The organism is Microbacterium sp. CCH5-D1 (assembly GCF_001557335.1).
GTDB lineage: Bacteria > Actinomycetota > Actinomycetes > Actinomycetales > Microbacteriaceae > Microbacterium > Microbacterium oxydans.
The window spans coordinates 1-19064 of record NZ_LSJW01000274.1 but is presented as its reverse complement, the minus strand read 5'-3'; the positions used below and the strand labels follow the sequence as shown (position 1 = coordinate 19064).

Genomic DNA, 19064 nt, shown 5'->3' with positions numbered 1-19064 from the left:
GTCGACGAGCACGCCGATGTCGGTCGTCGTACCGCCGATGTCCACCACGAGGGCGTCGGTCGCACCTGAGAGGTGCGCAGCCCCGCGGATGGAGTTCGTGGGCCCGCAGCCGATGGTGAGCACGGGGAACTCGAGCGCGTACTCGAGCTGCATGAGAGTGCCGTCGTTCTGGCCGAAGTACGGCGTGGCAGGGATGCCCCGGTCCCGCAGAGCCGCGACGAAGCCCGCGGCCATCTGCCGGAGCGTCTGCATCAGCGCGGCATTCAGCACGGTCGCGTTCTCGCGCTCGAGCAACCCGAGCGAGCCGATCCGTGCCGACCGCGAGACCGGGACGCCGAGCTCCTCGACCACGACCGTGGCGACGCGTTCCTCCTGGCTCTCATCGATGGGGGAGAACACGCCGACGACGGCGACCGCGTCGACCTCGCCGCGCATCTTCCGACAGGCTGCGCGCACCGCCTCCTCGTCGACAGGGGAGAGCACGCGGCCGTCGACCTCGAATCCGCCGGCCAGCAGGTGGACGTGCTCGCCGATCGCCGCCCGCAGATCGTCCGGCCACCCCTCCAGGGGAGGGACAGCCGTGGTGGCCGGTGCCCCGAGGCGGAGGATGCCGACGCGGCCGAGACCGCGCCGTTCGACGATCGCGTTCGTGCAGTGTGTCGTCCCGAGCATCGCATGGCCGATGAGCGCGGCGTCGACACCCGAGGCCGCCAGCACGGCGTCGATCGCAGCAGCCACGCCATCGCCCGTATCGGCCGTGGTCGGACGCTTGACCGACGCCACCACCTCTAGACGCTCGTCGAGGATCACGGCGTCGGTGTTCGTGCCACCGACGTCGATGCCGATGCGATACCTGCCGGCCATCACGCGACCTCCCCGTCCGTCGTGCGCGCAGCGGACCGCTGTGCGATGTCCTCCACCGGAACCCACTGCACGTCGTAGCCGAAGTGAGCGGGTCCCGCTGTCTCCAGACCGATCGGCGTGCGCCACTTCTCGTGACTGGGGATCGCGATGACCGCGACCCGAGCGCCGTAGCGCAGGGACTCGGTCGTGATCGGCATGCCCGTGGCCAGGTCGAGCACCGCGATCAGGTCGGGAGTGACAGCAGCCAGCACACCGTCCCTCCGTCCGAGCAGCATCTCGTTCTGGAAGTCGAGCCGGAACGCGCTCCCCCGGTCGTCGCCGACACCGACGAGCTCAGCCGCACCGCGGGTGAAGCCGCCGTCGACGGCGCGCTGCAGGTCGGCGACCTTCCCGTCGAACAGCCGCACGGCGTCGAGGTCGGCACACAGGGCGTCGATGCGCTCGTCGTCGCGCAGCTCCCTGCCGGCCGTATCCCGTCCGCCCAGGATACGACCGATGCGCTGGGCCAGCCCGAGCGTGCCAGGGATCGCGCACTCGCGCACCACGTCGCCGCCGTACGCGTAGTCGATCATGGTCGCCCCTCCGCCCATCTCGACGGTGACGGACCGCGCGATGCGCTCCGACCATGCACCGTCGACAGGACGGCTGACCACTTCGTTGCCGTGATGGTCGACGAGCACTGTCGTTCCTGGTCCATAGCCGGCCAGGTGGAAGGTGACCATCTGCGCCTCGGGGAAGGCACGACCCATGGCGTCGCCGTCGACCACCGGCAGCCCGGCGAGGGCGGCCGCGGCGATCGGGATCATCGAGTTGCCTCCGCCGACCTCGATGGGCATCACGGCCGTGGGCGTGCGACCGACCGCGCGTTCGATGGCGTCCAGCGCCGCCCTGAGCTCGGACTCGGCCTGGATGCGCTCCACGCTCACCGATGGCGCGCCGATGCCTCCGATCGGGATGACGAAGTCGTCGTCGGTCAGCTCATCGACCGCGAGCAGTCGTACGGGTCCGTGCAGGCGGATCAACCGCTTGGCCATGAGCGATCCCACGTGCGGGTCTCCTCCACCACCGGTGCCGAGCACGGCGGCCCCGAGCGCGATCTCGTCGATGTCGGCCTCGGTGATCATGGGCGTCGTGACGACAGCGCTCATGCGATCACCTCGTCCGTGGCCGGAGCCGGCGCATCGGGAGCGACGCGGCGGCGAAGCGGAAGCAGCACGAGGTACGCGACGAAGCCGACGAGCAGTCCGTCGAGGGCCGAGATCGACGTGAGGGTGAACCATCCGAAGCCGGGTCCGTCCGCCGGGTTCGTGGTCGCGACCGCCACGAAGATGCCGACCACCCAGGCGGCGATCGACCAGCCGTCGACCATCGGCACGGTGGCGCCATGGGCCCAGCGCACCGTCTTGCGGCCCGTGAAGAACGATGCCAGGTACACGCCGCCGTAGGGGGCGATGATGGTGCCGATGACGAGGATGAACTGCACGAAGTAGTCGGCGGCGCCGATCACACCGACGACGATGCCGATCACGCCGAGCACGACGGTCACGGTGCGTCGGCTCAGCCGCTCGCTGATCGACGCGAACGAGAGACCCGCCGAGTAGAGGTTGGTCGTGTTCGTTGTCCACTGCGCCAGGATCAGCACGATCACCGCGACGCCACCGAGGCCGAGCGCGAAGAAGATCGCCATCAGCTCGGTGCCGTCCATGATGCGGGCGAGCAGGATCGCGACGACCAGGATGATCGAGTTGCCGAAGAAGAAGCCGACGAAGCCGGCGATCATGGCCTGTCTCGGGGTCTTGGCCCAGCGCGCCATGTCGGGGGCGAGCACGACGCCCAGGATGAAGATGCCCATGACGAGCGAGACCGCACCGCCGAACGTGAACGTCGCCTCGACCGGAGCATCGAGCCCCGCCGCACCGTTCACGGTGAATGCGACGATGACGCCGACGATGAGGAGCAGGAGCAGCAGCGGCACGGCGAGGGTGCTGAGGCGGTTGATCGAGCGGTAGCCCCAGAACGCGGTGATGGCCATCAGCACGCCGCCGATCGCCGTGAACACCTGCACGGGCACATCGATGCCGGTGAACTCGGCGAAGGCGATCTGCGCGTTGGCGCCGAAGAAGCCCGCCTGCACGGCGTACCAGCCGACGAGGCTGACGGCGATCGCCAGGGCGAGGATCGCACCACCGACCCGGCCGAACACGGCGCGCGAGATCATCGCGGTGGAGAGTCCTGTGGCCGCTCCGACGTACGCGCATGCCATCGCGAGCAGTCCGAGCAGGAGCGAACCGAGCATCGTCGCGCCGATCGCCGGCCAGAAGGCCATTCCGGATGCGAGCGAGACGCCGAGGAACGCCCCGGAGAGGTCGATGCCGATCGCGATCCACACGGTGGCGATCGACAGCCAGCTCTTGCGCTGGTCCTGGGGCACGACGCCGTGCTCGTAGTCGGTGGTGGTCATCATCATTCCTTGGGATGTGGCCCTGCGAGTGCGTCGGCGGGGATTCGGGTTCCCGGAGTGCGGACGCCTCGCAGGGCGGGTCGGGGGGGTCGGCTCGCGGTGCGGCCGGGTGACGCGGTGCCGGAGGGAGTTCGTGGCTCCCTGCCGGCGATCGTCGAGGGTCACCGCATCTGTGCGGCAGGGTTCATCGGGAGAGGATCGTGGAAAGGTGTCGCCAGGCCTGGTCGAAGCGCTCGCGGTAGATCTCCGGCGTGTAATGGGTGAGTTGCAGGAACAGACCGTCCATGACGACGAACACCAGCGCGGTGAAGCCGTCGGCATCGCCGGGGACGAAGACCCCAGCCGAGACGCCGTCGTCGTAGGTCTCGCGCACGGCTGCAGCCAGGGTCGACTCCGAGTCGAGGAAGATCTGACGCAGCTGCTCGCCACCGGGCCCGTACTCGGAGACCGCGGCCCTGAGGCTGAACTCCGCGAGGTCGGGACGGTCGCGGTAGTACGCCTCGATCCCGCCCAGCAGGTGCTGCAGACGAGCGAGCGGCTCGAGGGTGCGGCTGCTGCGCACCAGCTCGTCGAAGAAGGCGGTGTGCTCGACCGAGACCGCGGCGTACACCTCCGCGTACAGCGCCTCCTTGCTCGGGAAGTGCGCGTAGAGCGAGGGGGTCTTGATCCCGACGGCCTCGGCGATCTCGCGCAGGCTCGTCTCCGCGTAGCCCTGGCGCGCGAAGATCGTGCGTGCTTCCGCGAGGATCGTTGCTCTGGTCATGTGAGTGCCTAACGACTATTAGTTAGGCAGAGCGTAACCCCGCACCTCCTGGTTCGCAAGACCGAGCCCGACATCCTCCGACATGGAGAAGGCCCGACGGCTGAGCCGTCGGGCCTTCTCTGCATCTGATCTCCGGTCAGGCTTCCACGTCGCCGCGCCATGAGCCGGTCTCGACTCCGCGGCCCTCGATGAACTCCTTGAAGTTCTCGAGGTCCTTCTTCACGGCGTGGCCCCCCACGCCGACCAGCGAGCCCAGCTTCTCGAGCAGTCCCTCAGGTTCCCAGTCGAGCTGCACCGTGACCCGCGTCGAGGTGTCGGTGAGCGTGTGGAACGTCACCACGCCCGCGTGCTCGGTCTCGCCTCCCGTGCTCTTCCACGCGACACGCTCGTCCGGGTGCTGCTCGGTGATCTCGGCGTCGAACTCGCGAGTCGCGCCACCGACCTTCACCTTCCAGTGGGTGTGCGTGTCGTCGATCTGGGTGATCGATTCGACCTCGTCGAGGAACTTCGGGAAGCTCTCGAACTGCGTCCACTGGTTGTAGGCCGTGCGGACGGGAACGTCGACGTCGATGGTCTCGATGATCTGCACCATGGGATGCTCCTCACTGTTCGTCGTTCGTGTGATCCCATTCAGCCGCAGATCGCGGGGATCGGCGACGGGGTTGACATCCGCCGCCGGTTCCCCGACATTCCGGTCGACGCGCGATGGGCGACCCTCAGCCGACCCCGTAGCGGCGCTCCCCGACGCACCGACCGGCACGACTAGCGTTGAGGTCATGCGCATCCCCGCCGCGATCCGTGCCTCACAGCGCTCTCCGCTGCTGCAGGTCGTGAAGTCGGCAGCCGCGACCATCGCCGCCTGGCTCATCGCCGGATGGGTGTTCCCGGCGCAACTGCCCGTCTTCGCCGCGATCGCCGCCCTCCTGGTCGTGCAGCCCAGCGTGAACCAGTCGCTGTCGAAGGCGCTCGAGCGCAGCATCGGGGTGATCGCGGGTGTCGTGATCGCCGTGGCGCTGGGTCTGCTGCTGGGGTCGCCGAGCTGGATCGTGCTGCTCGCGATCGTCGTCGCCATGCTGGTGGCCTGGATCTTCCGCGCGTCTCCAGGCACAGGGAACCAGGTCGCGATCTCCGCGATGCTGGTGCTGGCTCTGGGGTCCTCCAGCCCCGAGTACGCATTCGCCCGCATCGTGGAGACGCTGATCGGCGTGGTGATCGGCATCGTCGTGAACGCACTCATCGTGCCACCGGTGCTGGTCGCCCCCGCCCGCCGGGATGTGGGCCTGCTGGGCCGCGAGCTCGCCGCGAGCCTCGACCGCCTGGCCGACGCGCTGCCCGAACCGCAGACGCCCGCGAGACTGCAGGAGCTGATGCTGGAGGTGCGACTGCTGCGTCCGATGAAGGAGGCGGCGGAAGCCGCGATCGCCGCGGGAGAGGAGTCGCTCACCCTGAACCCGCGGCGCTCGACCCACCGCGCCGACCTGCGCGAGCTGCGGGCACTGCTCGACCGGCTCTCCCCCATCGTCACGCAGACCATCGGCATGACCCGCGCGTACTTCGACCACTACGACGACACGATCGGCGAGGAGCCGGCGGTCACGGCGATCGCCGAGCAGCTGCGGCGAGCCGGCCACGACGTGCGTCTCGCCGTGCAGATCGCGGAGGCGCTTCCGGAGCCGGACGACATGACGTCGGCGATCCCCGCCCTCACCGCTCCCCTGGTGATCCGTCCGCCGTCGTCACAGCACTGGATCCTGATCGGGTCGCTCATGGAGGACCTCCGTCGCATCCGCGGCGAGCTGGTCGACGAGGACTGAGCGGTCTTCGAATCGCGCAACGGGGTGGTGTCCGGCGCCGGAATCGAACCATTCGCGCGATTCGAACCGGCCTACGCTGGGAAGATGAACACCGTCGAAGCGCTCGGGGAACTGGCCGCGCTGGATGACCCGAAGGTGCGCGCAGCCAACGAGAAGCGCGGGGACGACCACGGCATCAACCTCAGCCGACTGCGCGCCCTGGCGAAGCGCATCAAGACGGATCAGCACCTCGCCGAAGATCTGTGGGCCACGGGCGAGACACCTGCGCGGCTGCTCGCCCTCCTGATCTGTCGCCCCAGGGATTTCGGCGCCGACCAGCTCGACGCCATGCTGCGCGAGACCCGCGCCCCCAAGGTCAACGACTGGTTCGTCAACTACGTCGCCAAGAAGACTCCACTCGCCGAGGAGCTGCGACTGCGCTGGTTCGACGACCCCGACCCGACAGTGGCCGCCGCCGCGTGGTCGCTCACGACCGTGCGCGTGACGAAGGACGCGGAGGGATTGGACCTTTCGCAGCTGCTCGATCTGATCGAGCGGGATCTGGCGACGGCGCCGTCACGCCTGCAATGGGCCATGAACGAGACCCTCGCCAACATCGGGATCTTCCACCCCGAGCATCGCGCCAGAGCGCGGGAGATCGGCGAGCGCCTGCAGGTGCTCGCCGACTACCCGACCGCGCCCGGCTGCACCTCACCGTTCGCCCCGCTCTGGATCGATGAGATCGTGCGCCGCCGCGAGGGCTGAGCCTCCCCGGGCGATCACTCCTCGCCAGGCGTGTCCGACCACCGTCGCGCAGCACAGTCGGTAACGTTATACACTTTATCCGTTCGTCTGCGCACTGGGGGTGGCCGCACGGTGCGGTCACCTGCGCGACGACGGAACTGGGGATGCCTCATCATGGCCACGCAAGATCAACTGAACGCACTCATCGCCGACATCGCGAACGACATCAACGGGTTCATCGGAGCCTCCGTGGTGGACGTCGAATCGGGTCTGCCGCTCGCGTCGAACTCGGTCCGGCCGGACTTCGACCTCGATGTCGCCAGCGCGTACAACAGCGAGATGGTGAAGAGCAAGCGGAAGACGATCGAAGCGCTCCGCCTCGAGGCCGCACTCGAGGACATGCTGCTGACGCTCGACACGCAGCTGCACCTGCTCAAGATGATCGACGACGACACGTTCATCTACCTCGCCGCCGACCGCCAGGCGACGAACATCGCCCTGCTCCGGTCCGCCGTCATCCGCCACGTGGTGGCGCTGAACGCTTGACCGGCTCCGAAGCCTCGACCGTCGACACCGCCGCAGAACCGGCGGCCACACGCGTGCGCCGACGACGTCGGAATCTGCCGACGAGGTTCCGCCTCGTCTTCGCCGGGCCGGTCGGTGCCGGGAAGACCACGGCGGTCCGCGCGTTGAGCGATGTCGTCACCGTGGATACCGATGTCCCGATCTCGGCCGGCTCAGCGGAGTACGGCGATACGGACAAGACGACGACCACGGTGGGGCTCGACTACGGCACGTGGAAGCCCACGGACGAGATCTCGGTCGCGCTCATCGGCGTTCCCGGCCAGGACCGCTTCGCCCATGCCCGGCAGAGCGTCTCCGCCTCCGACACCCGCATGCTGCTGTGGCTGCGTGCAGACCGCGGGAGCATCTCTGCGGACGCCGACGAGTGGCTCGCGCGTCTCACCGGCGACCACGAGCGGACGGTGATCGCGGTCACGCATGTGGCCGCCGAAGCCCTCGACGAGGTGCGCCGGACGCTCGGTGCGAGCCTCGAAAGGTATCGGATACCCCTCACTCGCGTGCTCGCCGCCGACGCGCGCGACCGCGAGAGCGTCATGCGGGTGGCGTGCGCGGCCCTCGACCTCCCGGGAGGAGAGTCATGAACGTCCCCATCCGAGCGGACGACCCCGCGTCGACCGGCGAGTCGGGGCCGACGCAGGACGGCGTGCTCATGCATCCGGATCTCGCGGCGAACTGGGCGCTCTGGTCGGGCGTCGTGAGCCAGGCCGCGCTCACCCGGCTGCGTCACCTCGAGGAGCGATTCCCCGAACTGACCACCGCCGTCCTCTCGACCGCCGACGGCCTGCACATCGCCTCCGTCGGCACCCTCGCCGAGACCGGAGACCGCCTGGCTGCCATGAACGGTTCGCTGTTCGCCGTCGCCAGGGCCGAGGCCGAGATCATCTCGCGCGGAACGGAGCCGAGCCTCTCCGCCGTCGTCTCGGTGTCGATCGGGCAGAGTCAGCTGTCGCTGCTCAGCTTCATCCTCGCCCCCTACGGCCAGCTGCTCCTCTCGGTCTCGGCGAAGGGCGTGCAGGTCGGGACCGTGATCGTGCAGGCCCGTTCGGCTGCATACGAGCTCATCACCGCACTGGGGCTCGCCGGCGCACCGGGGTGAGGCTGGCTACGCTGAGGCCATGAGCACGCACATCGCCGCAGAGCCCGGTCAGATCGCCCCCATCGTCTTGTTCCCCGGCGACCCGCTGCGGGCGAAGTGGATCGCCGAGACGTTCCTCGACGATGCAGAGCTGTACTCCGAGACGCGCGGGATGCTCGGTTTCACCGGCACCTGGGAGGGGCACCGCGTCTCGGTGCAGGGCTCGGGCATGGGCCAGCCGTCGATGGCTATCTATGCGAACGAGTTGTTCGACTCCTACGACGTGCAGACGATCGTGCGAGTCGGTTCGTGCGGCGCCCTGACCGAGCGGGTGAAGATCCGCGACATCATCATCGCGAACGGCGCCAGCACCGACTCCGGCATCAATCGCGTGCGCTTCCACGGACTCGACTACGCACCCGTGGCCGACTTCTCGCTGCTGCGTGCCGCTGTCGAGGCGAGTGAGGCCGAACCGCTCGAGTCGACGGTGCACGTGGGGCAGCTGTTCTCGAGCGACCAGTTCTACAGCACGCGCCCCGAACTCACGGAGCCGTTCGTGCAGCACGGCATCCTCGGTGTCGAGATGGAGGCCGCCGGGCTCTACACGCTCGCGGCGTACCACGGTCGGCGCGCCCTCGCCATCTGCACGGTCAGCGACCACATCATCACGGGCGAGGAGACCACGGCACAGGAGCGCGAGCAGACGTTCGGCGACATGATCCGCATCGCGCTGCGCGCCGCGACCCGCTAGGGGGTGTCGCCGACCGCGTGCGGACGCGGCAGCGCCACCATCGCGCCGGTGTCGGTGAACTCCTGCTGGATCTCCTCGTCGTGCCGGTATGTGAGCAGGCTCACGACGACCGCCGCGAGCATCGCGAACACGAACGCGGGAAGAAGTTCGTAGAGGCCGGTGTCGAGCGCCTTCCAGATGAACACCGTCGCGGCTCCGACGAACATCCCCGCCAGGGCACCCCAGTTGGTGAGTCGACGCCAGTAGAGGCTGAGTAGGATGACCGGCCCGAACGCGGCGCCGAATCCCGCCCATGCGAAGGAGACGAGGCCGAGGATCGTGTCGTTCGGGGTGATCGCCAGGACCGCTGCGACGATCGCGACGCCGAGCACCCCGAGCCGCCCCATCAGCATGAGCGTCTTCTGCGAGGGCGGCGTGCGCCGGAACACGCCGTACAGATCCTCGACCAGCGCCGAGGAGCACACGATCAGCTGGGAGGAGATCGTGCTCATGATCGCGGCGAGCACCGCGGCGAGCACGAGGCCAGCGACGAACGGATGCAGCAGCGTCTGCGACATCAGCAGCACCACGGTCTCGGGGTTGGCGAGGTCGACGCCCGTCTTGGCGATGTAGGCGATGCCGACGAGGCCGGACAGCACCGCACCTCCGAGGGAGACGATCATCCAGGAGATGCCGATGCGTCGGGCGCTCTTCGCCTCCTGCGGCGAGCGTAGTGCCATGAATCTGACGATGATGTGCGGCTGACCGAAGTACCCGAGTCCCCACGCGAGGGAGGACACGATGGCGAGGATCGTGCCGCCGGTGAGCGCAGTGCCCGAGAGCAGGGACAGATGGTCGGGGGCGACCTCGTTGATCAGCTCGCCCGTCTCGGCCAGCCCACCGATCGCGACGATCGCGGCGACCGGGATCACCACCAGCGCGACCACCATCATGAGACCCTGCACGACGTCGGTCAGCGATGCGCCGAGGAACCCTCCGAAGAGCGTGTACGCGAGGGTGACGCCCGTGACCAGGAGCATGCCGGTCAGGTAGTCGCCGTCGAACGAGCTCTCGAAGAAGACGCCGCCAGCGACCATGCCCGACGAGATGTAGAGGGTGAAGAACACGAGGATGACGACACCCGAGACCACGCGGAGCAGTCGCGTCGTGTCGCGCAGCCGATTCTCGAAGAAGCTCGGCACCGTGATGGAGTTGCGCGACACCTGCGTGTAGGCACGAAGCCGAGGAGCCACGAGCAGCCAGTTCAGGTAGGCGCCGATCGTGAGGCCGATCGCGATCCAGGCCTCGATGAGTCCCGAGACGTAGATGGCGCCGGGGAGTCCCATCACCAGCCAGCCGGACATGTCGGAGGCTCCCGCGCTGAGGGCGGCCACCCACGGCGGAAGGTTCCGTCCGCCGAGCATGTAGTCCTCATGGTCGCCGGTCCGCCGGAAGGCGATCCAGCCGATGAGCAGCATCGCGGCGAAGTACAGCGCGAGTGCGGCGAAAGTGAAGATCTGGTCGGGCATCGTCGTCCCCCCTGGGCGGTGCAGCCTCCGGTTGTCGTCGTTCGATGATGTCAAGCGCGGCCTCGCGCATCCCGAGGCGCCTCGGCGCGGCGTGACTTCGGCGCGGTCGGCAAGATCTGACCTCGCGCCGCATCAGGCACTCATCGGCGGATGGGATGATCGAGGGATCATGACTACCCCTCCGCGGCTCGACCCCGCCCTCGTTCCGGACGCCGCGGATCCGGACGCCGTCTACCTGGCGTTCGTCGAATGGGCGGAATCGACGGGCATCAGTCTGTATCCCGCGCAGGACGAGGCGGTCATCGAGATCGTGTCCGGCAACAACCTGATCCTGTCGACGCCGACCGGCACCGGGAAGTCACTGGTGGCGATCGGCGCGCACTTCAGCGCGCTCGTGGCCGGCCGTCGCAGCTACTACACGGCACCGATCAAGGCGCTCGTGAGCGAGAAGTTCTTCTCCCTGGTCGACGTGTTCGGCGCCGAGAACGTGGGCATGGTCACGGGCGACTCCTCGGTGAACGCCGACGCCCCCATCATCTGCTGCACGGCGGAGATCCTCGCGAACCTCTCGCTGCGCCAGGGCACCGACGCCGACGTCGGGCAGGTCGTGATGGACGAGTTCCACTTCTACGCCGACCCCGACCGCGGATGGGCGTGGCAGGTGCCGTTGCTCGAGCTGCCGCAGGCGCAGTTCATCCTGATGTCGGCGACACTCGGCGATGTGACCGAGCTCGCCGCCGACCTCACGCGGCGCACCGGCCGCGAGACGGCCACCGTGACGGGAGTGGAGCGCCCCGTCCCCCTGCGCTTCTTCTACGAGACGACTCCGATCCACGAGACGATCGACGACCTGCTGAACACCGGGCAGGCGCCGATCTACGTCGTGCACTTCTCGCAGGCCGCAGCGATGGAACGGGCCCAGGCACTGTCGAGCACCAAGGTGGCCACCCGCGAGCAGCGCGACGAGATCGCCGCCCTGATCGCCGAGTTCCGGTTCACGACCGCGTTCGGGAAGACGCTCTCGCGGTTCCTGCGCGCGGGGATCGGCGTGCACCACGCCGGCATGCTGCCGAAGTACCGGCGCCTCGTCGAACAGCTGGCGCAGCGCGGTCTGCTGCGCGTGATCTGCGGCACCGACACTCTCGGCGTCGGGATCAACGTACCGATCCGGACGGTGCTGCTCACCGCCCTCACGAAGTTCGACGGTACGCGGATGCGGCAGTTGAACGCCCGCGAGTTCCATCAGATCGCCGGCCGCGCTGGTCGTGCGGGATACGACACCGCCGGCACGGTGGTGGCCCAGGCTCCCGAGCACGAGAGCGAGAACGTCGCGGCGGTGAAGAAGGCCGGCGACGACCCGAAGAAGAAGCGCAAGATCGTGCGCAAGAAGGCACCCGACGGCTTCGTGTCGTGGGGCGAGCCCTCGTTCCGCAAGCTCATCGACGCCGTGCCGGAGACCCTGACCTCCCACATGCAGATCACGAGCGCCATGATGCTCAACGTGATCGCCCGCGGCGGCGACGTGTTCGCCAATATGCGCGCGCTGGTATACGACAACCACGAACCGCGGAAGCGTCAGCGCGAGCTCGCGCTCAGGGCCATCGGCATCTACCGCACCCTGCGGGAGTCGGGCATCGTCGAGAAGACCCCGGATGGCGACATCCGCCTCACGGTCGACCTGCAGCCGAACTTCGCACTCAACCAGCCGCTGTCGCCGTTCGCCCTCGCGGCCTTCGAACTGCTCGACCCCGATCCCGCTGCCGGCACGGGTACGGGCTCCTACGCGCTCGACATGATCTCGATCGTGGAGTCGACACTCGATGATCCCCGCGCCGTGCTGAGCCAGCAGGAGTTCCTGGCACGCGGCGAGGCGGTCGCCGCCATGAAGTCCGAGGGCATCGAGTACGACGAGCGCATGGAGCTGCTCGAGCAGATCACGTACCCGAAGCCGCTCGACGAGCTGCTGACCGCGGCCTTCGAGACGTTCAGCGCCGCTCAGCCCTGGATCCGCGACTTCGAGCTGCACCCGAAGTCGGTCGTGCGCGACATGTACGAGCGGGCCATGTCGTTCGGGGAATATGTCGCCTACTACAAGATCGCGCGCTCCGAGGGCGTCGTGCTGCGCTACCTCTCCGACGCCTACCGTGCGGCCTCGCAGACCATCCCGGAGGAACTCAAGGACGAAGACCTCCGCGACCTCATCGAGTGGCTCGGAGAACTCGTCCGTCAGGTCGACTCCAGCCTGCTCGACGAATGGGAGGAGCTGATCGCCGGGGTGGATAACGGCCGTTTCGATCCGCATCGACCGGACGAGCCGATCGTCCCTCCCGCACCCAAGCGCCTGACGAGCAACATCCGCGCCTTCCGCATCCTGGTGCGCAACGAACTGTTCCGCCGGGTGCAGCTCGCCGCGAGGGAAGACGTGAACGCGCTGGCCGAGCTCGATCCGGGGTTCGGCGCCGACGCGTGGTCGGACGCGCTCGACGGATACTTCGCCGACCACGACGACATCCTCACCGGAGCGGATGCACGCAGCTCGAAGCTGCTGATCCTCACCGAGGGGCCGGCGGTGTGGACCGCGCGGCAGATCTTCGACGACCCGGCAGGCGACCACGACTGGGGCATCTCCGCGACGATCGATCTCGCCGACTCCGACGAGGCGGGCGAGGCCGTCGTCACCGTCACCGGAGTGGACCGGCTGTAGGCGCAGGCCCGACCACTGCCCCCACCCGCTCCACACCCACGACCCTGCCGAACCTCGCCAGCGTCTCGCGTCGGTGGGAGGCGGCGATCACGGTCCCGTCGAACCGTGCGAGCACGTCGGAGATGATGCGCTCTGACTCGGCGTCCAGGCTCGCGGTGATCTCGTCGACGATGAGCACCCGCGGCGCACGACACAGTGCCCGTGCCAAGGCCAGCCGGGCGCGCTGACCTCCCGACAGCCGGGCACCGTGCTCACCGAGCTCATCATCGAGGGTGATCCAGTCATCGGCCCCCACCGCTGTGAGGGCTTCGAGCAGCTGCTCGTCGGTGCGGGGGTCCGCTCCGCGCACCAGGTTCTCTCGGACCGTGCCGTGGAAGAGACGGGCGTCCTGCTCCACCACTGCCACGACACGGCGCAGCTCGTCGTCGCGGATGCGGCCGAGCGGATAGGCGACGCCTGCCGCGTCGACGAGCGCGACGGTGCCGGCTGAGGGGTCCCACAGGCGGGCGGCGAGCGCGATGACCGTGCTCTTGCCCGCTCCGGACGGCCCGGCGAGACCGACGTGCTCCCCCGGATCGACGTCCATCGACCACCCTCCGAGCACGTCGGTCCTGTCGTCGTAGGAGAACGAGACCTTTTCGAAGCGCACTCCGACGGGGCCATCGGTCAGTGCGATCGGGCGCTCGACCGGCACCACGACCGGAGGACGGTGCAGACCCGCCCCCACACGGTCGGCGCTCGCGATCAGCGGGTGCAGCTCCGACACCGTGTGGGCAGCCTCTGCCACCGCGGCCACCCCGGCGACCGCGAGAGCGATCACCGCGGGAAGCAGCGCGGCCTGAGCGCCGCCCACCGTGCCGCCCGCCGTGCCGCCGAGGATGAGGGACGCCGCGATCACGCCGATCACCACGGCGGTGAGGATCAGCTCGCGCGTGCCGTCGACGAGATGGGCGATGGCCTCCCTCCGACGGCTGAGCGCCGCCGACCTCCGGGTGCCGGCGACCGCCTCGCGCACGACGCGACCCTGCAGGCCGTAGGCGAGAACCTCCCGCACGGCGCCGAGAGCATCGACCAGCCGTTCCGACTGATCCTCCCGTTCCTGCTGCTCGCGCGCCCCCACCCGGCGCGCCGGACCTGCTCCCGCCCAGGCGGTGAGCGCGACGGCTGCCGCTCCGCCGAGCATCACGAGCGCCGCCACGGGCATCACGACGAACGCGCAGACCACGGCTCCCAGGAACAGGGTGAGCGCGGCTCCGATCTGCGCCACCGTGTGCGCGTAGAAGAACTCCAGCTTCTCGATGTCGGTCATCGCCACGGAGGCCGCGCGGCCCGAATGCTCCCGGCGCCGCCCCGGAACGCTCCGGGAGTAGGCGTCGAAGAGAGCCATCCGCAGCCGCGCCAGCACCCGGTACGCGAGGGCGTGCGACACGTCCATCTCCCGCCAGGTGAGGAAGGTGCGCAGCAGCACGAGGGCGCCGAGCGCCACCCACCAGACAGCCGGAGGACAGGTGCCGTGCACGACGGCGCCGCCGACGCCGAGTGCGGTGAGCACCCCGATGGCGGCGAGGGCGCACAGACTCGTGGTGGCGATCAGGTAGCTGCCGATGATGCGACGCCATTCCGGTCGCAGCGGCGGAAGGAGCCGGGCGAGGATGGCCCATGACGAGGTCACGGAGCCTCCTCCACGAGCACCCCGTCATGGAGCACCCGCACGTCGGCCACGCGGGCGAGCGCCTCGGGGCGGTGGCTGATCATGAGCACGATCCTCTCTTCGGCGACGCGTTCGAGCGTCTCGGCGACGGTCAGGGCGCTGCGGTCGTCGAGGGCGCTGGTCGGCTCGTCGACGAGCAGCACGGGACGACCGGCCAGCAGCGCTCTGGCGAGGGCGAGGCGTTGGCGCTGTCCTCCCGACAGACTCGTCCCGGCCTCCGCCACCATCGCCTCGAAGCCGCCGGGGATGGCCCTGATCTCGTCGAGCACACCCGCCGCGGCACAGGCGCGTTCGACGTCCTCCCGATCCGCACCGAACAGATCGATGTTCTCCCGGATGGTGCCGGCGAAGAGGACGGGCCGCTGCGAGACGACCGCCACATCGCTCGGCTGGAGCGGACGCCGGTCGAGCTCGACCGTTCCCGCTGCCGCGGGCAGGAATCCGAGGACGAGGTCGAAGAGCGTGGACTTGCCTGCGCCCGAAGGCCCGGCGATCGCGTGGACCTCTCCGCGTTCGGCGAGGAGATCGACACCGCGCAGGACGTCACGATCGGCACCGGGGTAGCGGTAGGAGAGCCCGGAGATGCGGAGTTCCTGGCCCCGAGGACGAGCGTGTGTGTCGGGCTCCACCCGCGTCGTTGCGAGAGGGGGCGTTCGACGGAACGCTCCGAGGGCCACGAGCCCTGGTACGGCGGTGAGACCGAGGAAACCCGCGTGCCAGTGTCGGGAGAGCTCACGCACCGGACGGAACGCCTCGGAGGAGAGCAGCAGCAGCGCGTAGACCTCGACGGCCGGCGGCTCACCGGTCAGGACCGCGACGACCGCGAGCCCCGCGGCGACCACCACGCCGGCCTGCACGGCGAGGTCTGTGATGGCCGTCTCCGCGAGCGACGTGCGCATCACGCGTTCGGTGGCCAGGCGCAGCGCCTCCGATCTCGTGTGCAGGCGCGCCCGTGTGGCGGGGACGTCTCCCAGTGCGCGCAACGTCGACATTCCGCGAAGGGACTCGAGAAGGTCGCCGCTGAGAGCCTCGTAGCTGTCCCAGTGCTCGAAGCCTCGACGGGCGAGCATGCGCTTCCACAGCAGCGGGCCGAGCACCGCGAGCAGGATCCCCGCCGCGACGCACAGCGCGATCAGCGGGGACAGCACCGCCACGAGGCACACGGCGATCAGGCTGCCGACGACGAGCTGCACCACGGCGGGGATGTACTTCGACACATAGGCGTCCGTGCCGTCGATCCCGTCGCCGAGCGCGAGCTGCGTCGAGCCGTCCCTGAGACCGGCATCATGCAGTCGCTCCGGCACGAGGACCGCGGAGACGGCCGCGCCCCGAAGGTCTTCCCTCACCCTCCCGCCGAGACGCGCGGCGGCATCTCCCTGCACGATGGTGAGCAGCATCCGCGTCACTCCGATCACGAGGATCACCCCGATGCCGACGACCGCGCCCTGCCCCTCACCGCGCACGAGAGCAGCGAGCGACCACGCGAGAGCCAGCGCCTGCAGCAGGTGCGTCGCGTATACGAGGAGAAGGAGGAGGGTGCTCCAGGCCAGCAGCCAGGGGTGCCGTCGCGCTTCGCGCCACAGCTCGGGGACGATCATCATCGTGAGCCTCCGGGAGAGTCGAGGAAGGCGATCGCATGGAGGATCCACCGCCCTCCGGTCGAGGAGAAGCCGGACACCGGGCGAGCGCCACAGCCTCCGTCGAGGGCCGCGCGGTAGCAGAGACCGGCCGCGGTGAGGTGGGCGTTCCAGAGCGCGGTGCCGATGACCGGTGCCGGAGCCGTGGTCGGCACGGACCAGGAGCGGACGGCGCTCGCACCCCGCACCCAGGCTTGTCCGGAGGCGCGCGCGACACGATCGATCTCCCCGCGCGGGGACAGGCGATCTCGCGCGGAGGTCCGGACGAGGAACTCGGACGTGGACGGCGAGCGCCTGGAGCCGAGAGCACGACGTGCCGCGTCGATCGGCACCGGGGTGTGTGGGAGCTCGACCGCGGCGAGCGGGATCTCGGGGACGAGCCCCCGCCGCAGCCAGCTGTCGACGTCGGAAGCGCGGGGCACGCCGAGCAGTCCGCGCAGCCGGGACGACGGCCCGAACTGCCCGCGCCCCGCCCGCGCACCCAGCAGGAAGCGCACCGCGGCGACCGCGTAGGCGGTGTCGGCGATCCAGAGCGGCCAGGCCCGATGCCGGTAGCGGCCGAAGGATCGACCCGGCTGGACCGTGAACACCACCCGCGCGATGCCGTCCCCCGCGGTGGTCGACGGCCATCCGTCCACGCGATCGGAACGCGGATCACGCCGGAGGAAGAAGCCTCCGTCGTGGTCGACCGCCCAGCGCACACCGACCGCGTCGACGAGGTGCGTCTGCACCGGGTAGCACGCCCCGGCTGAGGGCACCGGGCGACGGCGGATGCTCGTGGCCGTGCCGTCCTCCACCCGATGGAACTCCCCGGGGTGCCACAGTCCGTCGACGAGCTCGCGCACACCGACAGGAGGTTCGTCCGCCACGGCTCCGGTCCGTCCCCAGGCGTTCACCCTCGGGCCGGGCGGCAACGGGCCGGACGGCACCCGCGTCGAGTGCACCTGGTCGAGCGGTGCGGACACGCCATGCTCTTCCCGCAAGCTCTGCGCCATGGTCGGCCTCACATGTGCGGGGCCGGGAGGAGCGTGAAGTCCTCCGGTCCGCCGCTCCAGGTCGTCCGCCAGCCGCGCTCCTGCGCCGCCTCTCGGAACCGGGGCATGCCGAGGTACGAGAACGCCGCCGGTGCGTTGGGGACCAGCCCCGTCACGATCGAGCGCACCACGCGCAGGTCGGTGCGCCGCACGTCGGAGGTCGTGAGGTCGCGCGTGAGCACGCGGTGGCCGCGATCAGCCAGGCGCGCATGGACCTCGTCCATCGTCACCGGTTCCACTGCGCTCAACGGGAGTACTCCCTGCACCGGATCCTGGAACCGGCGCGCCTCTCCGTGCACGGTCGGGTCCAGCCAGACCTGCACGTGTGCGCCGAGGTCGATCACCTTCTCGAACTCGACTCCGGCCGCGGTCGTGTAGTCGGCGTCCGCACGGAACTCGAGGGTGAGTCCCTTGGCCATCAATCCCTCGGCGACGGCGCGGAACACCCATCCGTCCGCCGTCGTGCAGCCCTGCGTGTAGATCCAGGTGTGCACGGCTTCCAGCACGGCCTTCCGTGCGGCACGTGCAGGATCGAGTGCGGCCGAGAACCCCGCGGCATAGAGGCCGCGCTCCGGATCGTGCACGAGAGCACCGATCGCCGGGGCGAATTCCGACGGCATGGCGACCAGCCACACACGCAGGCTGCTCCCCTCCAGATCGTCGAGGAGGCCCGGGACCGTCGCAGGGTCGATGCCGAACGTCGGCCCGTCGAGGTGCCACCACACCTCGAGCGCATCCCGCTCGATCACCTCGATCACCCCGCGGTCGCGCGCATCGTCGAAACCCGCCCCCGTGGCGATGCCGGCGTAGTTGAGATGATGCGTGCGGGGCAGGGAGCGGAAGCGGGATTGCCGCCAGTTCAGGTGCACGAGGGAATCCGGCATCCACACCGAGCCCCCGTCGAGATCGTCGCAGCGCGCCCACAGCGTCGGCGTGGACGCCTCCAGCCGCTGATACGGGAAGCCCGGACGGGAGAGCTGCCAATCGGCGAAGCGCGGAAGATCCGCATCGTCGATGACGGTCTCCCCGTCGGCGCGCAGTTCTTCCGCTGAGGCGACGCGGAGGTCGTGCGGCGGCAGCACGTCGGGCAGCCAGTTGCCGCAGTACCGCTCCACGCCTTCGCCGATGGCCGCGATGCGCGCCTGTGCGGGGTCTCCGAACGAGGTGCCGAGCGAGACCCGATCAGCGGGCCATTCGCCGAGCAGGCGGGCATCGGCCACTGATGCGGTGAGAGCCAGATACCGGTGCGGAGCGCCGATCGGATGCGGAACCTCGCGCACGGAGCGGATGATGCCGGCCTCCGCGTCGACGAGCGCCTCGGCAGGCAGGGTCGCTCGAGCGGTGCGGTGATTCGGGGTGTCGTGCGCGTTCATGCTGTCCTCTCGTAGCGCCAGCGACCGGTCTCGGGCTCGAAGGCCGATCTGGTGCGGCGGG

At 69.4% G+C, this 19064-nt stretch carries 17 protein-coding genes; 7 read left to right on the top strand and 10 right to left on the bottom strand.

Features of this window, described 5'->3' with window-relative positions; all coding sequences use genetic code 11:
- The 5 genes from AX744_RS16435 to AX744_RS16415 form a co-directional block, all read right to left on the bottom strand.
- Positions 1-864 (bottom strand): hydantoinase/oxoprolinase N-terminal domain-containing protein (locus tag AX744_RS16435; RefSeq protein WP_197429265.1); only part of this gene is annotated, 864 nt, incomplete at its 3' end.
- The gene (locus AX744_RS16430; protein WP_061018075.1) at positions 864-2012 is read right to left on the bottom strand and encodes a DUF917 domain-containing protein; all 1149 of its coding nucleotides are present in this window, start codon (positions 2010-2012) and stop codon (positions 864-866) included. The genes AX744_RS16435 and AX744_RS16430, both read right to left, overlap by 1 nt.
- Complete coding sequence (locus tag AX744_RS16425; protein WP_231589645.1) at positions 2009-3325, bottom strand: cytosine permease; 1317 nt, start codon at positions 3323-3325, stop codon at positions 2009-2011. The genes AX744_RS16430 and AX744_RS16425 overlap by 4 nt, the downstream gene beginning before the upstream one ends.
- Before the next feature lie 184 nt (positions 3326-3509).
- Positions 3510-4088 carry a TetR/AcrR family transcriptional regulator gene (locus tag AX744_RS20840; RefSeq protein ID WP_061018072.1) on the bottom strand — a complete coding sequence of 193 codons (579 nt, stop codon included), beginning with the start codon at positions 4086-4088 and terminating at the stop codon, positions 3510-3512.
- Between the two features lie 136 nt (positions 4089-4224).
- On the bottom strand, positions 4225-4680 hold the full coding sequence (locus AX744_RS16415; RefSeq protein WP_046746883.1) for an SRPBCC family protein: 456 nt from the start codon (positions 4678-4680) through the stop codon (positions 4225-4227).
- A 184-nt stretch (positions 4681-4864) separates the two neighbouring features.
- Here AX744_RS16415 and AX744_RS16410 point away from each other — a divergent pair, with 184 nt between their 5' ends.
- The 6 genes from AX744_RS16410 (at position 4865) to deoD (ending at position 9036) form a co-directional block, all read left to right on the top strand.
- The gene (locus AX744_RS16410; RefSeq protein WP_046746884.1) at positions 4865-5902 is read left to right on the top strand and encodes an FUSC family protein; all 1038 of its coding nucleotides are present in this window, start codon (positions 4865-4867) and stop codon (positions 5900-5902) included.
- Positions 5903-5986: 84 nt separating this feature from the next.
- Complete coding sequence (locus AX744_RS16405) at positions 5987-6646, top strand: DNA alkylation repair protein (RefSeq protein WP_058632068.1); 660 nt, start codon at positions 5987-5989, stop codon at positions 6644-6646.
- A gap of 153 nt (positions 6647-6799) precedes the next feature.
- On the top strand, positions 6800-7171 hold the full coding sequence (locus AX744_RS16400; protein WP_061018071.1) for a hypothetical protein: 372 nt from the start codon (positions 6800-6802) through the stop codon (positions 7169-7171).
- On the top strand, positions 7168-7791 hold the full coding sequence (locus AX744_RS16395; protein WP_061018069.1) for a GTP-binding protein: 624 nt from the start codon (positions 7168-7170) through the stop codon (positions 7789-7791). The genes AX744_RS16400 and AX744_RS16395 overlap by 4 nt, the downstream gene beginning before the upstream one ends.
- A complete protein-coding gene (locus tag AX744_RS16390) occupies positions 7788-8306 on the top strand; it encodes a hypothetical protein (protein WP_058632026.1) in 519 nt (172 codons plus the stop codon). The genes AX744_RS16395 and AX744_RS16390 overlap by 4 nt, the downstream gene beginning before the upstream one ends.
- A 19-nt stretch (positions 8307-8325) precedes the next feature.
- Positions 8326-9036, top strand: coding sequence for a purine-nucleoside phosphorylase (deoD, locus tag AX744_RS16385; protein ID WP_061018067.1), 711 nt, complete (start codon positions 8326-8328; stop codon positions 9034-9036).
- On the opposite strand, the gene putP is transcribed toward deoD, so the two are convergent.
- A complete protein-coding gene (putP, locus tag AX744_RS16380) occupies positions 9033-10544 on the bottom strand; it encodes a sodium/proline symporter PutP (protein WP_061018065.1) in 1512 nt (503 codons plus the stop codon). The genes deoD and putP overlap by 4 nt on opposite strands.
- A 169-nt stretch (positions 10545-10713) precedes the next feature.
- On the opposite strand from putP, the gene AX744_RS16375 reads away from it, so the two are divergent.
- Positions 10714-13248 (top strand): DEAD/DEAH box helicase, encoded by a 2535-nt coding sequence (locus AX744_RS16375; RefSeq protein WP_061018063.1) that lies wholly within the window; start codon positions 10714-10716, stop codon positions 13246-13248.
- On the opposite strand, the gene AX744_RS16370 is transcribed toward AX744_RS16375, so the two are convergent.
- The 4 genes from AX744_RS16370 to AX744_RS16355 all read right to left on the bottom strand — a co-directional run.
- A complete protein-coding gene (locus AX744_RS16370) occupies positions 13226-14920 on the bottom strand; it encodes an ATP-binding cassette domain-containing protein (protein ID WP_061018061.1) in 1695 nt (564 codons plus the stop codon). The two genes, AX744_RS16375 and AX744_RS16370, sit on opposite strands and share 23 nt — an antisense overlap.
- The gene (locus tag AX744_RS16365; RefSeq protein WP_061018059.1) at positions 14917-16560 is read right to left on the bottom strand and encodes an ATP-binding cassette domain-containing protein; all 1644 of its coding nucleotides are present in this window, start codon (positions 16558-16560) and stop codon (positions 14917-14919) included. The genes AX744_RS16370 and AX744_RS16365 overlap by 4 nt, the downstream gene beginning before the upstream one ends.
- Positions 16557-17561: a hypothetical protein gene (locus AX744_RS16360; RefSeq protein ID WP_061018057.1), complete on the bottom strand. Its 1005-nt coding sequence runs from the start codon at positions 17559-17561 to the stop codon at positions 16557-16559. The genes AX744_RS16365 and AX744_RS16360 overlap by 4 nt, the downstream gene beginning before the upstream one ends.
- A gap of 38 nt (positions 17562-17599) precedes the next feature.
- On the bottom strand, positions 17600-19064 hold a 1465-nt coding region (locus tag AX744_RS16355), incomplete at its 5' end, for a YcaO-like family protein (protein WP_442922839.1).

Coding starts and splice junctions, on each gene's coding strand:
- AX744_RS16390 (WP_058632026.1), top strand. CDS start 7,788: ATGAACGTCCCCATCCGAGCGGACGACCCCGCGTCGACCGGCGAGTCG.
- AX744_RS16405 (WP_058632068.1), top strand. CDS start 5,987: ATGAACACCGTCGAAGCGCTCGGGGAACTGGCCGCGCTGGATGACCCG.
- AX744_RS16410 (WP_046746884.1), top strand. CDS start 4,865: ATGCGCATCCCCGCCGCGATCCGTGCCTCACAGCGCTCTCCGCTGCTG.
- deoD (WP_061018067.1), top strand. CDS start 8,326: ATGAGCACGCACATCGCCGCAGAGCCCGGTCAGATCGCCCCCATCGTC.
- AX744_RS16430 (WP_061018075.1), bottom strand. CDS start 2,012: ATGAGCGCTGTCGTCACGACGCCCATGATCACCGAGGCCGACATCGAC.
- AX744_RS20840 (WP_061018072.1), bottom strand. CDS start 4,088: ATGACCAGAGCAACGATCCTCGCGGAAGCACGCACGATCTTCGCGCGC.
- AX744_RS16365 (WP_061018059.1), bottom strand. CDS start 16,560: ATGATGATCGTCCCCGAGCTGTGGCGCGAAGCGCGACGGCACCCCTGG.
- AX744_RS16400 (WP_061018071.1), top strand. CDS start 6,800: ATGGCCACGCAAGATCAACTGAACGCACTCATCGCCGACATCGCGAAC.
- AX744_RS16415 (WP_046746883.1), bottom strand. CDS start 4,680: ATGGTGCAGATCATCGAGACCATCGACGTCGACGTTCCCGTCCGCACG.
- putP (WP_061018065.1), bottom strand. CDS start 10,544: ATGCCCGACCAGATCTTCACTTTCGCCGCACTCGCGCTGTACTTCGCC.
- AX744_RS16425 (WP_231589645.1), bottom strand. CDS start 3,325: ATGACCACCACCGACTACGAGCACGGCGTCGTGCCCCAGGACCAGCGC.
- AX744_RS16375 (WP_061018063.1), top strand. CDS start 10,714: ATGACTACCCCTCCGCGGCTCGACCCCGCCCTCGTTCCGGACGCCGCG.